Source organism: Shewanella rhizosphaerae, assembly GCF_019457655.1.
In the GTDB taxonomy this organism is placed as follows: Bacteria; Pseudomonadota; Gammaproteobacteria; order Enterobacterales; family Shewanellaceae; genus Shewanella; species Shewanella loihica.
The window spans coordinates 2,673,062-2,687,502 of sequence record NZ_CP080420.1; the positions used below are offsets into that span (position 1 = coordinate 2,673,062).

At 56.9% G+C, this 14,441-nt stretch carries 12 protein-coding genes; 2 read left to right on the forward strand and 10 right to left on the reverse strand.

Features of this window, described 5'->3' with window-relative positions; translation table 11 throughout:
* Positions 1-51: 51 nt before the first annotated feature.
* Positions 52-1,209: a porin gene (locus tag K0I63_RS11840; RefSeq protein WP_144202830.1), complete on the reverse strand. Its 1,158-nt coding sequence runs from the start codon at positions 1,207-1,209 to the stop codon at positions 52-54.
* A gap of 315 nt (positions 1,210-1,524) precedes the next feature.
* Here K0I63_RS11840 and K0I63_RS11845 point away from each other — a divergent pair, with 315 nt between their 5' ends.
* Positions 1,525-1,719 (forward strand): DUF4250 domain-containing protein, encoded by a 195-nt coding sequence (locus K0I63_RS11845; RefSeq protein WP_041407236.1) that lies wholly within the window; start codon positions 1,525-1,527, stop codon positions 1,717-1,719.
* Positions 1,720-1,750: 31 nt separating this feature from the next.
* Here the strand turns inward: K0I63_RS11845 and galE are convergent, their stop codons facing one another.
* From galE to K0I63_RS11875, 6 genes are all read right to left on the reverse strand, one after another.
* On the reverse strand, positions 1,751-2,761 hold the full coding sequence (galE, locus tag K0I63_RS11850) for a UDP-glucose 4-epimerase GalE (RefSeq protein ID WP_220083432.1): 1,011 nt from the start codon (positions 2,759-2,761) through the stop codon (positions 1,751-1,753).
* A 28-nt stretch (positions 2,762-2,789) separates the two neighbouring features.
* Positions 2,790-4,349, reverse strand: coding sequence for a sodium/sugar symporter (locus tag K0I63_RS11855; protein ID WP_220081178.1), 1,560 nt, complete (start codon positions 4,347-4,349; stop codon positions 2,790-2,792).
* Between the two features lie 96 nt (positions 4,350-4,445).
* Positions 4,446-5,651: a galactokinase gene (gene galK, locus K0I63_RS11860; protein WP_220081179.1), complete on the reverse strand. Its 1,206-nt coding sequence runs from the start codon at positions 5,649-5,651 to the stop codon at positions 4,446-4,448.
* Positions 5,652-5,704: 53 nt separating this feature from the next.
* Positions 5,705-6,799 (reverse strand): UDP-glucose--hexose-1-phosphate uridylyltransferase, encoded by a 1,095-nt coding sequence (locus tag K0I63_RS11865; RefSeq protein ID WP_220081180.1) that lies wholly within the window; start codon positions 6,797-6,799, stop codon positions 5,705-5,707.
* Positions 6,800-6,989: 190 nt separating this feature from the next.
* Entirely contained in the window at positions 6,990-7,484 is a 495-nt protein-coding gene (locus K0I63_RS11870) for a DMT family transporter (RefSeq protein WP_258406856.1), read from the reverse strand.
* Positions 7,484-8,068, reverse strand: a complete 585-nt coding sequence (locus K0I63_RS11875; protein WP_258406857.1) for a DMT family transporter — start codon at positions 8,066-8,068, stop codon at positions 7,484-7,486. Before K0I63_RS11875 ends, K0I63_RS11870 begins: the two co-directional genes overlap by 1 nt.
* 128 nt (positions 8,069-8,196) lie before the next feature.
* Between K0I63_RS11875 and K0I63_RS11880 the strand changes: the two genes are divergently transcribed.
* On the forward strand, positions 8,197-9,096 hold the full coding sequence (locus tag K0I63_RS11880; RefSeq protein WP_220081181.1) for a LysR family transcriptional regulator: 900 nt from the start codon (positions 8,197-8,199) through the stop codon (positions 9,094-9,096).
* An 82-nt stretch (positions 9,097-9,178) separates the two neighbouring features.
* On the opposite strand, the gene K0I63_RS11885 is transcribed toward K0I63_RS11880, so the two are convergent.
* The 3 genes from K0I63_RS11885 to K0I63_RS11895 all read right to left on the reverse strand — a co-directional run bounded on the left by K0I63_RS11885 (position 9,179) and on the right by K0I63_RS11895 (position 14,269).
* Positions 9,179-10,747: a tryptophan halogenase family protein gene (locus K0I63_RS11885; RefSeq protein WP_220081182.1), complete on the reverse strand. Its 1,569-nt coding sequence runs from the start codon at positions 10,745-10,747 to the stop codon at positions 9,179-9,181.
* A 112-nt stretch (positions 10,748-10,859) separates the two neighbouring features.
* Positions 10,860-12,968: a glucosidase family protein gene (locus K0I63_RS11890; protein ID WP_258406858.1), complete on the reverse strand. Its 2,109-nt coding sequence runs from the start codon at positions 12,966-12,968 to the stop codon at positions 10,860-10,862.
* Positions 12,969-13,393: 425 nt separating this feature from the next.
* Complete coding sequence (locus tag K0I63_RS11895) at positions 13,394-14,269, reverse strand: helix-turn-helix domain-containing protein (protein WP_011866092.1); 876 nt, start codon at positions 14,267-14,269, stop codon at positions 13,394-13,396.
* Positions 14,270-14,441: the final 172 nt, after the last annotated feature.

Genomic DNA, 14,441 nt, shown 5'->3' on the forward strand with positions numbered 1-14,441 from the left:
CAAAAAAAAGCACTCCGAGGAGTGCTTTGAACTTTGCAGGGAACAATCAAACTAGAAGAAGTAGCGGATACCGACGGCGTAGCTGTTGTCTTGTGCCGCTTCGAAACCCTTGTCATCCATGTCGCTGAAGTCGAACTTAGCTTCGGCAAACATCACGGTATCGCGGCTGTAGCGATAGTGCAGGCCTAGCACGGCAAACTGACGTGTCCAGTTACCCTTGATGGCCGTGGTCTCGTCGGTATCCAGATCCTGATAAGAGATCAGGAAGCTAGGCACGAAACCATTGTCATAGTGGTAGGCCACCAGGAACTCGGCGCCAGTAGAGTCATAAAGCTGACCGGCCACCAATTCGTTTTGCTTGCTCTGATGGGCGTTGAAACCGACATAGAGCCCCTTGGCGTCGCGGCCCGGCGCATACTGGTAGAAGGAGCCATACTGGGCGCCGATACCTATGATCTCGTTGGTATCATCGACGCTAACTCCGGCCAACTCACCCTCGAAATCGCCGCGGTTAAAGCCGGCAAGTACCTTGAACTTATCGGTCACATGATAGGTCAGGTTGGCGCCATAGCTGGTGTCGAAGCTCAGGTGAGAGCCATCGTCCACCGCCTGACCATTCTTATCAAACAGAGCGACGTCACCATTTTGCTTGGCGGCGTATTGCAGCGCGATATCCAGATCGCCGAAGCTGTTACGATAGATGAAGGCTGAATCGGCGCGACCCGCGCCCGTTAGGCCACCGTCACCGAAGGTATAGGCGCCGACCGAGTAGCCGGTATAGACGTTGAGCACGTCGGTGGTGTAGGCCACGTCATAGTAGGCGCCCCACTGCTTACCAAAGCTCAGGCTACCCCACTTGGCGTGTGACAGGCCGACATAACCCAGACGGTTAAACAGGAAGTCTGAGGTCTTCTGCGCGCCCAGCTGGCCGCCCACATATTTGAGCGAGTCGTCGCTGGTGACCATGTTGATGCCCCACTCGGTGTGAGCGAAGCTGCGCCAGCCGTTCTTCTCCTGGCGGTCGAATCGGAAGCCGACACGCGAAAAATTATCAACCACGGCGGTGTCGTCACCATCGTTAACCGCGGCGAAACCTAGCCAGCCCATCATATTCAGTGCATTGGTTTGATCCTTGTACAACTCGATAGCCTGCGCCGAGCTGGCCATCAATACAGATGGGATCAACAGAGCCAATAACTTCTTATTCATCACATTTTCCCTTTATCAGTGTTTACGCTGTTTTTTTGTTAGCTTGGGTATTCCCAATGACCTCTCTCTACCAGCAGCTAACGTGCCAGCACTGGATAAAAGGGCTGTATCGACAGGAAGTTAGAATAAGATCAAACGTTCACGAAATATCGTGAAACGTCATCACTAAATATCGTGTTAACAGTTAAATATCGTTGTAAATAGCTATGGAAAGAGGTGTCATCAAAGGGCTGAGCCAGGTAACAGCGCCGTTGTCAGCCCATAAAAACTGGGCTAAACCTATAACAGATGCATACTCAGATGCAGGAGGACGAGATGGATTACCACTTAACCCAGCTAAGCGGCGATATTTTGGTGGGCATAGTCAACGAGCAGCTCAGGCTGAACTGTCATGACAGGCAGGACCTCTTCTACCAGCTGGACATTCCCAGTGCCCAGCTGGAGCAGAAGCTGGCCGCCTCTGGGTTCGAATATGACCCCATCAGCAACCAATACAAGGCCTGCAAATAGCGATTATCCTGCCAGCGAGTTAAGAAGCTGTTTAGCTATATCCCTGGGGATTACGACACTGCCAGCGCCAGCTGTCCTGCATCATCTGCGTAAGATCTCTCGCCGCCCGCCAGTCGAGCTCCCGGGCCGCCTTATCTGGACAGGCATAGCTGGCGGCGATATCCCCTGGGCGGCGCGGCGCCATGTGTAGCGCAATATTTTTACCGCTCGCCTGCTCGAAGGCCCTAACCATCTCAAGCACAGAATAGCCCTGCCCCGAACCCAGATTAAAGGTATGACAGCCCGCCACCCCATGTAGCCGCGTCAGGGCCGCCAGGTGCCCCTGCACCAGATCCACCACATGGATATAGTCGCGCACGCCTGTGCCATCGGTTGTGGCATAGTCGCTACCAAATACCGACAGATAGGGGCGGCGCCCCATGGCGACCTGGGTGATATAGGGCAATAGATTATTGGGCTCCCCCTTGGGATCTTCGCCAATCAGCCCGGACTCGTGGGCGCCGACAGGATTAAAGTAGCGCAGCAGGATCACGCTGACATCTTGCTTTGCGTTAGCCCACTCAGCGCACATCTGCTCTACCACCAGCTTGGTCTGGCCGTAGGGGTTAGTGCTGGAACGGGGCGTAGCTTCCGTGATGGGCAGAGGTGGGTTGGCCCCATAGACGGTGGCCGAGGAGGAGAAGACCAGAGTCTTCACGCCGTGGCGCGTCATGGCGCTAAGCAGGCGCATGGAGCCGACCACATTGTTGTCGTAGTATGCCAGTGGCAGCCGGGTCGACTCCCCCACCGCCTTGAGCCCGGCAAAGTGCATCACGGCATCGATATGATAACGGGAAAACAGGGCATCAAGCGTCCGCTCATCGCGAATATCCCCCTCGACGAAGGTGAGTTTGGCCGCAGTGATCTGCTCGACCCGCACCAGGGACTCGAATTTGGCCCGCGACAGGTTATCCAGCACCACCAACTGATGCCCGGCGCTCAGCAGCTCGACGCAGGCATGGGAGCCGATATAACCGGCGCCCCCTGTGACTAAGATGCCCATCTTCTCCCTTTTCATCTCTCGCACCTCCTTACCACCAGGTGACATAGAGGAAGTTGAGGATCACCACTACTCCCAAGGCGCTGAGGTTGAAGGCTCTGCCCGTCTTGAAGCTGACGCCGCCTAGCCCCACACTCGCCCCCTCTTCGAGAGAGCGCCCCATGACGGAGACCAGCACGCTAAGGACCAGACAGAGCAGGAACACCAGGCCGATGCGATCCATGAAGGGCAGCTCGGGCCAGTAGAACCTCAGGCCGAAGGAGAAGATGGCCGAGCCCAGCGCCGCCGCCAGCGCGCCTTGAGAGGTCGCCCTGCGCCAGAACATGCCCGTTAGGAAGATCACCACGATCCCTGGGGTGAATACCCCGGTAAACTCCTGAATATATTGAAAGGCCTGCTCGAACTCACCCAGCAGCGGTTGGGCCATCACCAGGGCTATTACTAGGCTTATCAGGCTAGACAGCCTACCCACCAACACATAGTGCCCCTCGGATTTGGCCGGGCGCACCATGGCGTAGATATCCATGGTGAAAATGGTCGAGATGCTGTTGGTCATGGAGGCCAGGGAGGAGACGATGGCCGCCACCAGCGCGGCAAACACCAGCCCCTTCACCCCGGCGGGCATCAGGGCCATCAAGGAGGGATAGGCCTGATCCGGCGACTCCAGCCCGGGATAGAGGAGCACGGCGGCGATCCCCGGCAGCACCACGATGAGCGGCATCAAGAGCTTGAGGTAGGCGGCGAAGGCGATCCCTTTCTGCGCCTCGGCCACGCTCTTGGCCGCCAGGGCGCGCTGTATGATGTACTGATTAAAGCCCCAGTAGCTGATATTCATGATCCACAACCCGCCCACCAGCACAGAGATCCCCGGCAGGCTCATGTAGTGGGGGTTACTTTGACTCAGGATCATCTCGAAATGCTCCGGTAAGGCGCTGGAAAGCCTGTCGAATCCTGCCCAGACGCCCTGCCCGTCGGCCACCCTGTCCAGCGCCAGATAGCTGAGCAGCAGGCCGCCGAAGATCAGCAGCACCACCTGAATAATATCCGTGTAGGCCACCGCCTTGAGGCCGCCATAGAGGGAGTAGGCCAGGGAAAACAGCGCCAGCAACACCATGCCATAGAGCCAGTCGATCCCCGCCACCGTCTCGATCGCCAGGCCGCCGAGCCAGAGTACGGCGGTGAGGTTGACGAAGATGTAGACAGACAACCAGAACAGCGCCAGCGTGGTCTTGACCCGCTTGTCAAAGCGCTGCTCCAGGTACTGGGGCATGGTGTAGATCTCGTTCTTGATGAAGATGGGCAGCATATACTTGCCCACCAAGATCAGGGTGATCGCCGCCATCCACTCGTAAGAGGCGATGGCCAGGCCGATAGCATAACCAGAGCCCGACATGCCGATGATCTGCTCGGCGGAGATGTTAGAGGCGATTAAAGATGCGCCGATCGCCCACCAGGGCAAGGCCTTGCCCGCCAGAAAGTAGTCCTTTGTGTCTCGCTCATGACGTTTGTCCTGGCGGGAGATCCACAGCGCCAGCCCCAGCAGCCCAAGTGCGTAGACCAGCAAAATGCCAATATCCAGTGTCTCTAACATAGTCGTCTTCTCTTATTCTTATGACTTTTTCTATGGCGAGCCCCTGGCCCGCCCCCAAACAGGCTTAAGCGCTTAGGCCTTTAGGCGCTTAGACGCTTAGGCGAAGGCCCCCGCCCCGCTTTGGCACAGATAGATATCCGCCGTCAGCCCTGTCCTTGCCTGATACTCGACGGCGATTGTCTCGCGCACCTCGGCTATCTTGTGCTCCGGCAGCAGGGCGACCACGCAGCCACCGAAGCCGCCGCCAGTCATGCGCGCGCCGCCATCCATGCCCAGCACCTCGCTAACCAGCGCCACCAGACAATCCACCTCTGGGGTGCTCACGGCAAAATCATCCCGCAGCGAGCGATGAGAGGCGGCCATCAGACGGCCGATGCGGGCGCTGTCACCTGCGCTTAGCGCCTCAGCCATCTCAAGCACCCGGGCGTTTTCACTCACCACATGGCGGGCACGCCGAAACAGGGTCGGTTCGAGCGAGGCTTCTGCCTGACACAGCTGCTCATAGCTCACCTGCCGCAGCGAGCTCACGCCGAAATGCTGCGCCACCTGTTGGCACTGCTCGCGCCTCAGGTTATATTCGCTGCCCACCAGCGCCCGCTTCACGTTAGAGTTGATGATCATCAGGCTTAGGCTGCGCGGTAGGGCTACCTGATTGATAGCGAGATCGCTGCAATCGAGCAGCATGGCGCGCTCCGCCTCTCCCATGGCCGAGATCAGCTGATCCATGATGCCGCAGTTACAGCCGACAAAATCGTTCTCCGCCTGCTGGCCCAGCTGCGCCGCCTTGATGCCGTCGACCTTGAGATCGAATAGCCCGGCGAAGGCCTTGATAATCGCCATCTCAAGGGACGCCGATGAGCTAAGCCCCGCTCCTTTAGGCAGATTGCCGCTAATCATCAGGCTAGCGCCCCTGAGAGGTGGCTGACCCGTCTCGGCCAGATAGGCGCTGAGCATCTTCACCGTGCCGCGCACATAGTTGCTCCAGGGCGAGACGCTATCCAGGGGCATCAGCGCCATTGCCTGGTCATCGAGCGAAAAGCTAACCTGCTCGTTGTCCATGTCTCTCGCCACCACTTGGATCTGGCTATCATCGCGCTGTGATGCAGCCACCGAGGTGCCCTTATCGAGGGCCACAGGTAAAACCCAGCCCAGGTTATAGTCGGTATGATCGCCAATCAAATTGACCCGCCCCGGGGCATAGGCCACCAACGCAGGTTCTTGGCCGAAGGCCTGGGTGAAGGCCTGAGTGAAGGCCTGGGTGAAGGCATGGGTAAGGGCTTGAGTTAACTCGCCATTTTTCATCTTTCTGTCCTTTTATATTTAGCCTGGCTTTATCTGTGTTTTTATTGGCTCTGCTAGCCGTGGCAATTCTGGTAGTGGCTATTCTTGTAATGGCTACTCTTGTAGTGGATTGGGGATTGTTCCCTCAGACGTGCGGCGGCCTGCTCTGGGGTGATGTCCCGCTGGATCTCGGCCAGCAGCTCGTACCCCACCATGAATTTTTTCACGCTGGCGCTACGCAGCAGCGGCGGATAAAAATGAGCGTGCAGGCACCACTCGGGGTGGTCCTGGCCATCAAACGGCGCACCGTGCCAACCCATGGAATAGGGAAAGGCGCACTGGAACAGGTTGTCGTAACGCACGGTAAGCGCCCCTATGATCTCCCCCAGGCTTTCACGGGTTTCGGCGGTCAGCTCGGTCATGCGACGGATGTCGAACCTTGGCAGAATCAGAGTCTCGAAAGGCCAGCTGGCCCAGTAAGGCACAAGCGCCACCCAATCATCATTGCTCACCACAATGCGCACTTCTTGCTGTAGCTCGCGCTCGACATAGTCACCCAGGAGATTGCCGTGATGCTGCTGGTAATAGTCTCCTAGGCGCTGCTGTTTAGTCGCCACCAAGGTGGGAAGGTGGTTATGGGCCCAGATCTGCCCATGGGGATGGGGATTAGAGCAACCCATGGCGGCGCCCTTGTTTTCAAATACCTGCACCCAGAGATACTTCTTCCCCAATAGCTCGCTCTGACTCTGCCAGGCGGCGATCACCGCCTGCATCGCCTCGGGGCTGAGCTGCGCCAGCGTCAGGCTGTGATCCGGTGAGAAGCAGAGCACGCGACTCTCCCCCTCTACCGTCTCGAAGCGAAACAGCGGGTCCTCCCCCTGGGCCTTGGGGCCGTCACTATTGAGGGCCGCGAAGTCGTTTTGAAACACGAAGGTGGTGTCGTACTTAGGGTTTTGCTCGCCATTGATGCGTTTATTGCCAGGGCAGAGGAAGCACTCGCTGTCGTAGCTGGGCGCGGTGGTCATGTCCAGCGCCTCGGTCTGTCCCTGCCAGGGCCGCTTGCTTCTATGTGGTGACAGCAACACCCACTCGCCGGTGAGAGGATTGAAACGGCGATGGGGGTGTTCATCGGTTGAAAACTGCGGCTTAGCCTGGGTCTTTTGAAACATAATAGCGATCTACATCCTTGGTTCTTAAGTGATCGCTATGCTCGGCCAGTTGCCCCTTACAGTCATTCCTGAAAAGGGGCTTTTATTTCCCATTTCCTTGCTTGGCCGCGAATTTAAGCTTTCTCAAACTCGCCGGCGCTGAAGACCATTAGTCTTTAGCTAGCACCTACCAAGCCTAAAATATTTCCAATCACATCTTTTCTGGCTTAAGCGTCTGGGCATGCAGCTGCTGAGTATGAGGCGGCAGTTGCTCAGGACTGTTACTACGCGCCTCCATGCGGCGAAAAGCCAACACACCGGCGAAGATGATGATCACCCCAAGCAGCTGCAGCGGATTGACCGCCTTGACCACTAGGTCGAACAGCACGCCGCTCAGCAGCTGACCCGAGATCACCAGCAGGCTGCAGAGAGTCGCGCCCAGTCTTAAGATGACCAGGGTGTTGAGCACCACAAATACCGCGCCCACGACGCCGCCAAGCCAGGCATAGAGGGGGGCATCGAGCAGGCCCTCGATGGGCGGAGTCGGCATAGACACCAGCAGCAGACTTAAGAAGACAAAGCCCACGCCATGGTTCCAGAGCGAGGCATAGTAGGCATCGCTAGCCTGACCCAGACGACCGTTGAGGATGCGGCAAAGGCCGATACAGATGCCGTTAAGCAGCGCAAGTAAAACAAGCGTTAGCATCACGCGCCCTCCTGAGCCAGCAAGACAATCAGTGCGCCCAGGGCCATCACGGCCAGAGATGCGCCCTGCCCCCAATTTAGGCGGCGCCTCGCCATGCCAAACAAGCCCAGGCTATCGCACACTAGGCCGAAGAGGATCTGCCCCGCCATGATGAAGGCGATGCTGGCGCTTAGCCCCAATGCGCTGTTGACCGTCATGGCTCCCAGCACCACGGTGAAGGCGCCGGGCAGCCCGCCCAGATAGGCCCACCAGGGCGCTGCCTCGTTGCGCCTTGTAAGGGCACCTTGTCTGAGGCGCACCGCGCCCAGCAATAGGAGGGCGACTAGGGTGCCGACCCCATGGGCGCCCCAGGAGGCCAGCAGCGGCGAGCCATACTTGGCCAACTCGCTGTTTAGGGCGATCATCACCGCCAGGGCCACTCCGCCCAGCAGCCCAAGCATCAGGTTCAGTGGCGTGCTTGCCTGTGGCTTAAGGTCAATGTGAGCCTGGCTTGTCGGTTCTTGTGGCAATAGTTGTGGCGTTAGTTGTGCCGCTTCTTGTGGCATAAGCTGTGGCATAAGTTGCGGGATTAGCTGTTTCGTCATCGTCTCGTTCCACGCTAAATAGCGTCTTATTAGTCATCTTAATCTCGATGGCGCCACTTTAATCTGTTTCTATGAAATAGATAATCCGTTATATTCGAAACTCTTTGTTGCCATAATGGAAACTATATTTGGACATCTACGCCAACATTCCCCTGTTTGTCTCAGTCGTCGAGCTGGGCAGTTTCTCCGAGGCCGCGCGGCGTTTAGGCATCAACAAGTCGGCGGTGAGTAAGCGCATCAGCGCCTTAGAGCAGGCCTTAGGGGTCAAGCTTATCCAGCGCACCACCCGCAGACTGCACCTCACAGATGCCGGCAGACAGTACTATGAGTATGTGCACCAGGCCGCCGCTCTGATGCAGCAGGCCCAGGATGCCCTGGCCAGCCAACAGGGGGCAGTACAGGGCAACCTAAAGGTGAGCCTGCCCAACGTCTTCGGTCAGCGCCATATCGCACCGCTGCTGAGCGAATTTAGCCGCCAATACCCGGCCATCAACTTAGAGGTGAGCCTGGACGATCGCGTGGTGGATCTGCTTAAAGATGGCCTGGATATGGTGGTGCGAATAGGCGATCTGCCAGATTCCAGCCTGGTAGCGGTAAAACTCGCCCCCTGCCACAGCCTGCTGTGCGCCTCCCCCGACTATCTTACGCGCCAGGGCGATCCCAGAAGCCTTGCTGAGCTCAGGGGACACAACTGCCTCTTCTACTCGTACTTTCGCGGTGGACTGGAGTGGAGCTTTGAGCGGCGCGGTGAGGTGAGCCGAATCAAGCCCCGGGGAAACATCAAAGTTAACAACAGCGAGGTGATCCGCCGCCTGCTGCTCGATGGCATGGGGATCGCCCTGATGCCCAGGTATCTGGTGGAAGAGGAGTTGGCTGCGGGCACTCTGGTGCCAGTGCTCAGCGATTACCAGGCGCCGACACATGGCATTTACGCCCTCACTCCGGAGCGGCAACATATACCCGCCCGCCTCAGGGTGTTTATCGATTTTCTCAAGCAGGCGTTGGCAGAACGCGGGGCGAACTGGTAAGAACTTATCGGCCTGACCTCGCTTAAGCCAGATATTCGGCCAAAGATAAAGCCTGAGAGTACCCCTGAAAATAGCCCTGAGATTAGCCCTGAGTTAACGCCCGGATAAAGGCCCTGTGATCCGGCAGTTTCTGCGCCAGAAAAGCCTTGGCGTGGGCTATCTTATCCAGCTGCGCCCTGGCCTGCTGGCGCGCCGCGTCATCGAGGGCCTTTGGCTGGGTACTGAAGCCCATGCCATAGAGCAGATAGAGGTAGTTATCTACGCCAAACACCTCGAACTGAGAGAAGAAGTCGTCGGGATGGGGCGTGAAGTGTTGCCACAGGGTGAGTCGCCGCGCCAGCTCCTCGGACGTCGGCTGGGCGCCCAGATGAGTACGATAATCGCGCCAGAAGGCGGAATCACTGCGGTCCGACAGCTGATAATGCAGCGCCACGAAGTCAATAACCGCCTGCCAGGCGTGACCAACGATTCGATTAAACCTGGCCTCAAGCACTGGCAAAGTCTCACTGTCTGTGGGGAATTTTCGTGCAAGTAGTGACGCGGCAAAATCAGTCAGCAGGATAGAGGTCGCCTCCAGGGGCTCGAGAAAACCCTGGGCCAACCCAAGCGCGACGCAGTTGCCCTGCCAGAACTTTTGCAGATGCCCTACCCGCATGGTGAGGCTGCGAAACTCGCCGGCACTTAGCAGCTGGTCACCCAGATACCGCTGGAGCTTTCGGCGCGCCTCATCGTCGCTCAGGTAGCGGTCGCAATAGACCAGACCCACGCCTCGCCGCTTGGGCAGGGCGATATCCCAGATCCAACCGGCCTGATGGGCGCTCGCCTGGGTATAGGGCGGCAGCGGCGCATCGGGCGCGCTGGCCACCTGAGTCACTAACGCCTTATTCATCCAGAGCTTATCTGTAAGGGAGGTAAACTCGACGCCGAGGGCTTTCTCCATCAAGAGGCCACTAAAGCCTGAGCAGTCTAGGTAAAAGTCGAAACAACGGCGACCGCCCTCCCTGAGATGCAGGGCCACTATCTTCTTATCATTTTTACTATCATTGCCCACTTCAGCCCTGTCCGTCTCTACTTCGAGCAGATGATCCTGAATATGCTCGACGCCGAAACGCTCCATGGCGTTCTCTCTGAGCAGCTCGGAAAACTTGGCGGCGTCGAAGTGATAGGCATAGGCGTGGGCCCCCTGATAGGGTGCGGAGGCTAATGTCTTGGGCGCCTTTTGCGCCTCGCAGCTAAAACTCTGGGGCGACAGGGCCTCATCGAACCCCATGGGGTTCTCACCCTTTGCGAGCCCACAGAGCCAGAAGTCGCTGAGATCCACACCAAAGGGGCTGGGTGGATCAAACAGGTGATGAAAGGCGCTCATCTCGCTGCCAGGCGTGCGGTGACGCCAGTTGATGAACTTAATCGATTGTTTAAAGCTGGCATCGCAGCGCCTGAACAGCGCCGTCTCCTCAATGCCGAACGCCTGCAGGGACTTACGGATCATAGGCACAGTGCCTTCCCCCACCCCTATGGTGGGGACATCGGGCGACTCGATAAGGGTAATGCTCACCTTGGGGCTACGTCCCTTGAGCGCCAGGCCCAGATGGTTGGCGGCCAGCCAACCGCTGGCGCCGCCACCGACGATGGCAATGGATAAGATGCTCACAGCTAGGGCCTCCGATATGGGCTAAGGCGATTCAGACCTGACTCGCAACAAGTTGAAGACGCGCCCTTCCGCCCCCTTAAAGGCCAGAAAGGCGCTTGTTAGCGATAACAGCTTAGAGCGAGAGCGACACAGGTCCCTGGCCGTCCCAGCTGAACTTCTGCTCCTTGCCATCCGGCTGCTTAACGCTGATCTGGTAGGCATCATCGCCCTTAGCCTGGGTGCGATTGACGCAGAGATCTACCTTGCTGTTGAAGGCGCGGATCCCCCTTAAACACATGTTATTCCAACCGGTCGGCAGATAGGGGGCGACCTTGAGGCGATTAAAGCCTATGGGTTCCATGCCGAAGATCCCCTCGGTCACGACCCGGGCGTAAAGGGCGCTCTCGGCCGAGAGGTGGCGCTGATTACCCTCGGGCCAAGCCTCGACCGCATAAGGCACATGCTCACCCAGCAGGCGTTTGCGCGAATAATACTTAAAGTAGCGCATGGCGGTGTCTGTCTCCTGGGCGCTGAAGATCCCCCTGAAGGCGTACAGGGTTGCCCTGTCCCAGAAGGTTTTGTTGCCCGCCTCGCTGTAGATCCCCTCTGGGCTCCACAGGTAGTCCGACAGCAGGGCATCCAGGGTCGCCTGCTTACGGTCGAAGATGCCGAAGGTTAGCGGCAAGGCGATCCAGGCCCTCAGCTTGTCGTTGCCCTGATAATACTGATAGGTATCGAAACCCTGCACGTTCGCGCCAAAATAACCCTCGATGGCGGCCTTTAGCGCCTCGGCTCGCTGACGATAGTCGCTGGCCAATTCAGTGCGGCCCAGCTCCTGATTCAGGTAGGCCGAGGAGATCAGCGCGCCATAGGTCAACATGTTGGTGCTGAGGTTCACCTCTCCTGCGGGGAAACGTCCCTCCAGCTCATCGCTGTCGGAGGCGATGACACCTTCTTTCGTCTGCTTCTTGTAGCTAAAGTCGATACACCAGTCGATGAGAGGCAGTAGCTCGCGGGCCTGCTGCTTGTCACCATAGGCCAGGGCGAAACGACTGGCACCATAGGCGATCATGGCACAATCGCCCCTATCACCGGCGCCGTTCCAGTAATCGTCACCCTCGGCGATGATAGAGGATGGGATCGCCCGGCCCTCATCGTTCATGTAACGGGCAAAGTGGGCGAAGCTGTTGATGGCCGACTCGTTGCCGCGCTTATCCCCCAGGAAGGGGAAGAAAGGGTTGATATATTCAGCCTGATCGTTGGCCCAGATCGCCGCGTAGTAGCGACCGCCGCCGGGGCCATGCATCAGGCCGCCCTTGGTCCTGAAGATAGACTCGGCGCTGCGCAGCTTGGCAAACTCGAACATCTTGTTGAGCACAGGATCTGGCGTCTCCAGACGAAGGTTTTGATTCAGCTCGGCGACATAATCCTTACGTGCGCTTATCTCCTGAGCTGGCGTTAGCTCTTGTGCTGGAGAGAGCTCCTGTGCTGGCGTTAGCTCTTGTGCCGGCGTTAGCACGTTCGCTTGAGTTAGCGCCTGACCAGGCCCCGCCTCACCGACTTGCCAGTCGGCTCTGTGGGCCTCGAAGGTCACGAAGAGCTCCAGGTCGCTGCCGGGCGCCAGACTATACTGCCCCGCCTTATCGCTGCTAGCCTGGATAAGATAGCGGCCATAGACCCCCTTATCCGCATCCGTCTCGACCTTATAATTTAAAGGCTTAAACTCCAGCGTGACGGCCTGCTCGCCCTGGTTAGTAAACCGCAGACGCTCGATCATCTTAGGCCCAGCGGTGCTGGGTGACAGGGTGCGACTGAGGCGGACCTTGCTGCCCTGCCCATCAGATAGCTGGCTGGTTAGATTCAGGGTGCCGTCGATGGTCACACGCTCAAGCGACTCTTTCACAAGCGGCTTACCACCAAGCATGATCTCGGGCGAGATGCTGAGGGGAAAATCATGGATCAGGCTGGCATGGGTGTCGTTAGGGATGGTGCGCAGCATGGGCCAGACCAGCTTACGCTTCAGGGTCAGCTGTCCCTGCTCGTCGCTGCCGTAATAGATGATGGCCGAGATCTGCTCGCCGCTCATCTCGATATGATCCTCATGCTTGTCCTGTACCTGCCAGGTGATCCCCTCATCGCCTAACTGCCAACGATCATTTAGGGTATTGGCCAAGTCGTTTAACTGCACCTGATCGTTTAACTGCAATTGGGCCTCAGGGGCTTCTGGGGCGACTTGCTGCACGCCTGAACGGGGTGCTTGGTGAGAACAGGCCGATAGGATGGAGATTGCGCATGCCGATAATAAAATGCTTTTTTTCATACTCTTCTCGGTATTAATAACGTTTTTATCTTGTGTCATTCGAATATTTGGCTGCTTATAAAGTCAAAATATAAAATAAGCCGACAAGGCTTAACCCAATAATCAAAGACACTCGGTTATTACTATTCAGTATTATTTTTTATAAGTGGCTCATGCCGATAAATATCCAAGAAAATAGAGATTCTTGTTAAATAGCCCTCTCTATTTACCCGCCAAGCCTTTATTCGCTGCGCCTTTATTGATTAGCCAGTCTGGACGGGCTAAGCACGAGCGCTTTACAGATTGAAGCACGCGAGGCCAGCAACAGGCTTACTAAAAAACAATGACACTTTCTCGAAAAATAACCCTCATCCCACCCGTCGACGAAACTCCAGCGGCGACATGTTGAACTCACGCTGAAAGATGTCATAGAAACGGCTCACCGAGCCAAATCCCGCCTCCAGCGCTATGTTCAGCACAGGATTCTCAGTATCGATAAGCAGCGCCTGGGCATGCTGCAGCCGTAGCTGGTTAATATATTGTTTTATTGAGACTTTCATTACTCGGTTGAAGAGCTTCATCGCATAGTTTTTGTGCAGGCCGGTGGACATGGCCACGTTCTCTATGGTGATCTTCTGATCATAATGGTCGGCGATATAACGCAGCATGGTCTGGATATGGTTAAGCCCACCAAACACCGGCTTGTCGACCCCATGGCCGCTACGATGGGCCAGATTAAAGGTGCTGTAATGCTCTATCGCCATGCGGCGGATACGGTTGCGGATCTCGTTGATCACCTGACTGGCGAGCAGAGGCTCCTGGCTGGCGATATCCGCCTCCCAGATCTGCGTCAGCTGGCGATCGCACACATAGAGGCTGTCCGACACCATCACCTCACCGTGGAGCAGCTGGCTGACAAACTCCCCCGGCAGCATCCAGGTGAGAAAGGCCTGCAGCGGAATGTAGATATTGACTATCTCACCGTCGCCATGACAGGCGGTCATCTGATGGGGGATCGAAGCCCAGAAGATGATCATCCGCCCCTCGGGCACGGAGATCTCCTGACCGTTAATCAAATAATCCGCTGAACAATCAAAGAGGTAGTTAATCTCTATGTGTCCATGCCAATGGCTGTGCGCCATCACCTCTGGCCGCTTGCGATGAAAACCAAACTTATTGTCCTGCGCCTGCGCCGTTAACGGACTGGCTTCACTAAACGAAATTTTCTCGACCCATTCGAACATAAGGATAACCCCGGTTAACCCACCTTAAGCGAAGCTAACCCAAATACATTTGATTAACAAACATAAGTTATTTTTCGGGAAGTTATACCTGATTTTTAGGAAGGTTCAGAGTGAAACTTACTCAAGTAGCGAGCATGAAAATACCTGATGTTAAATATTCGTTAGGATATTT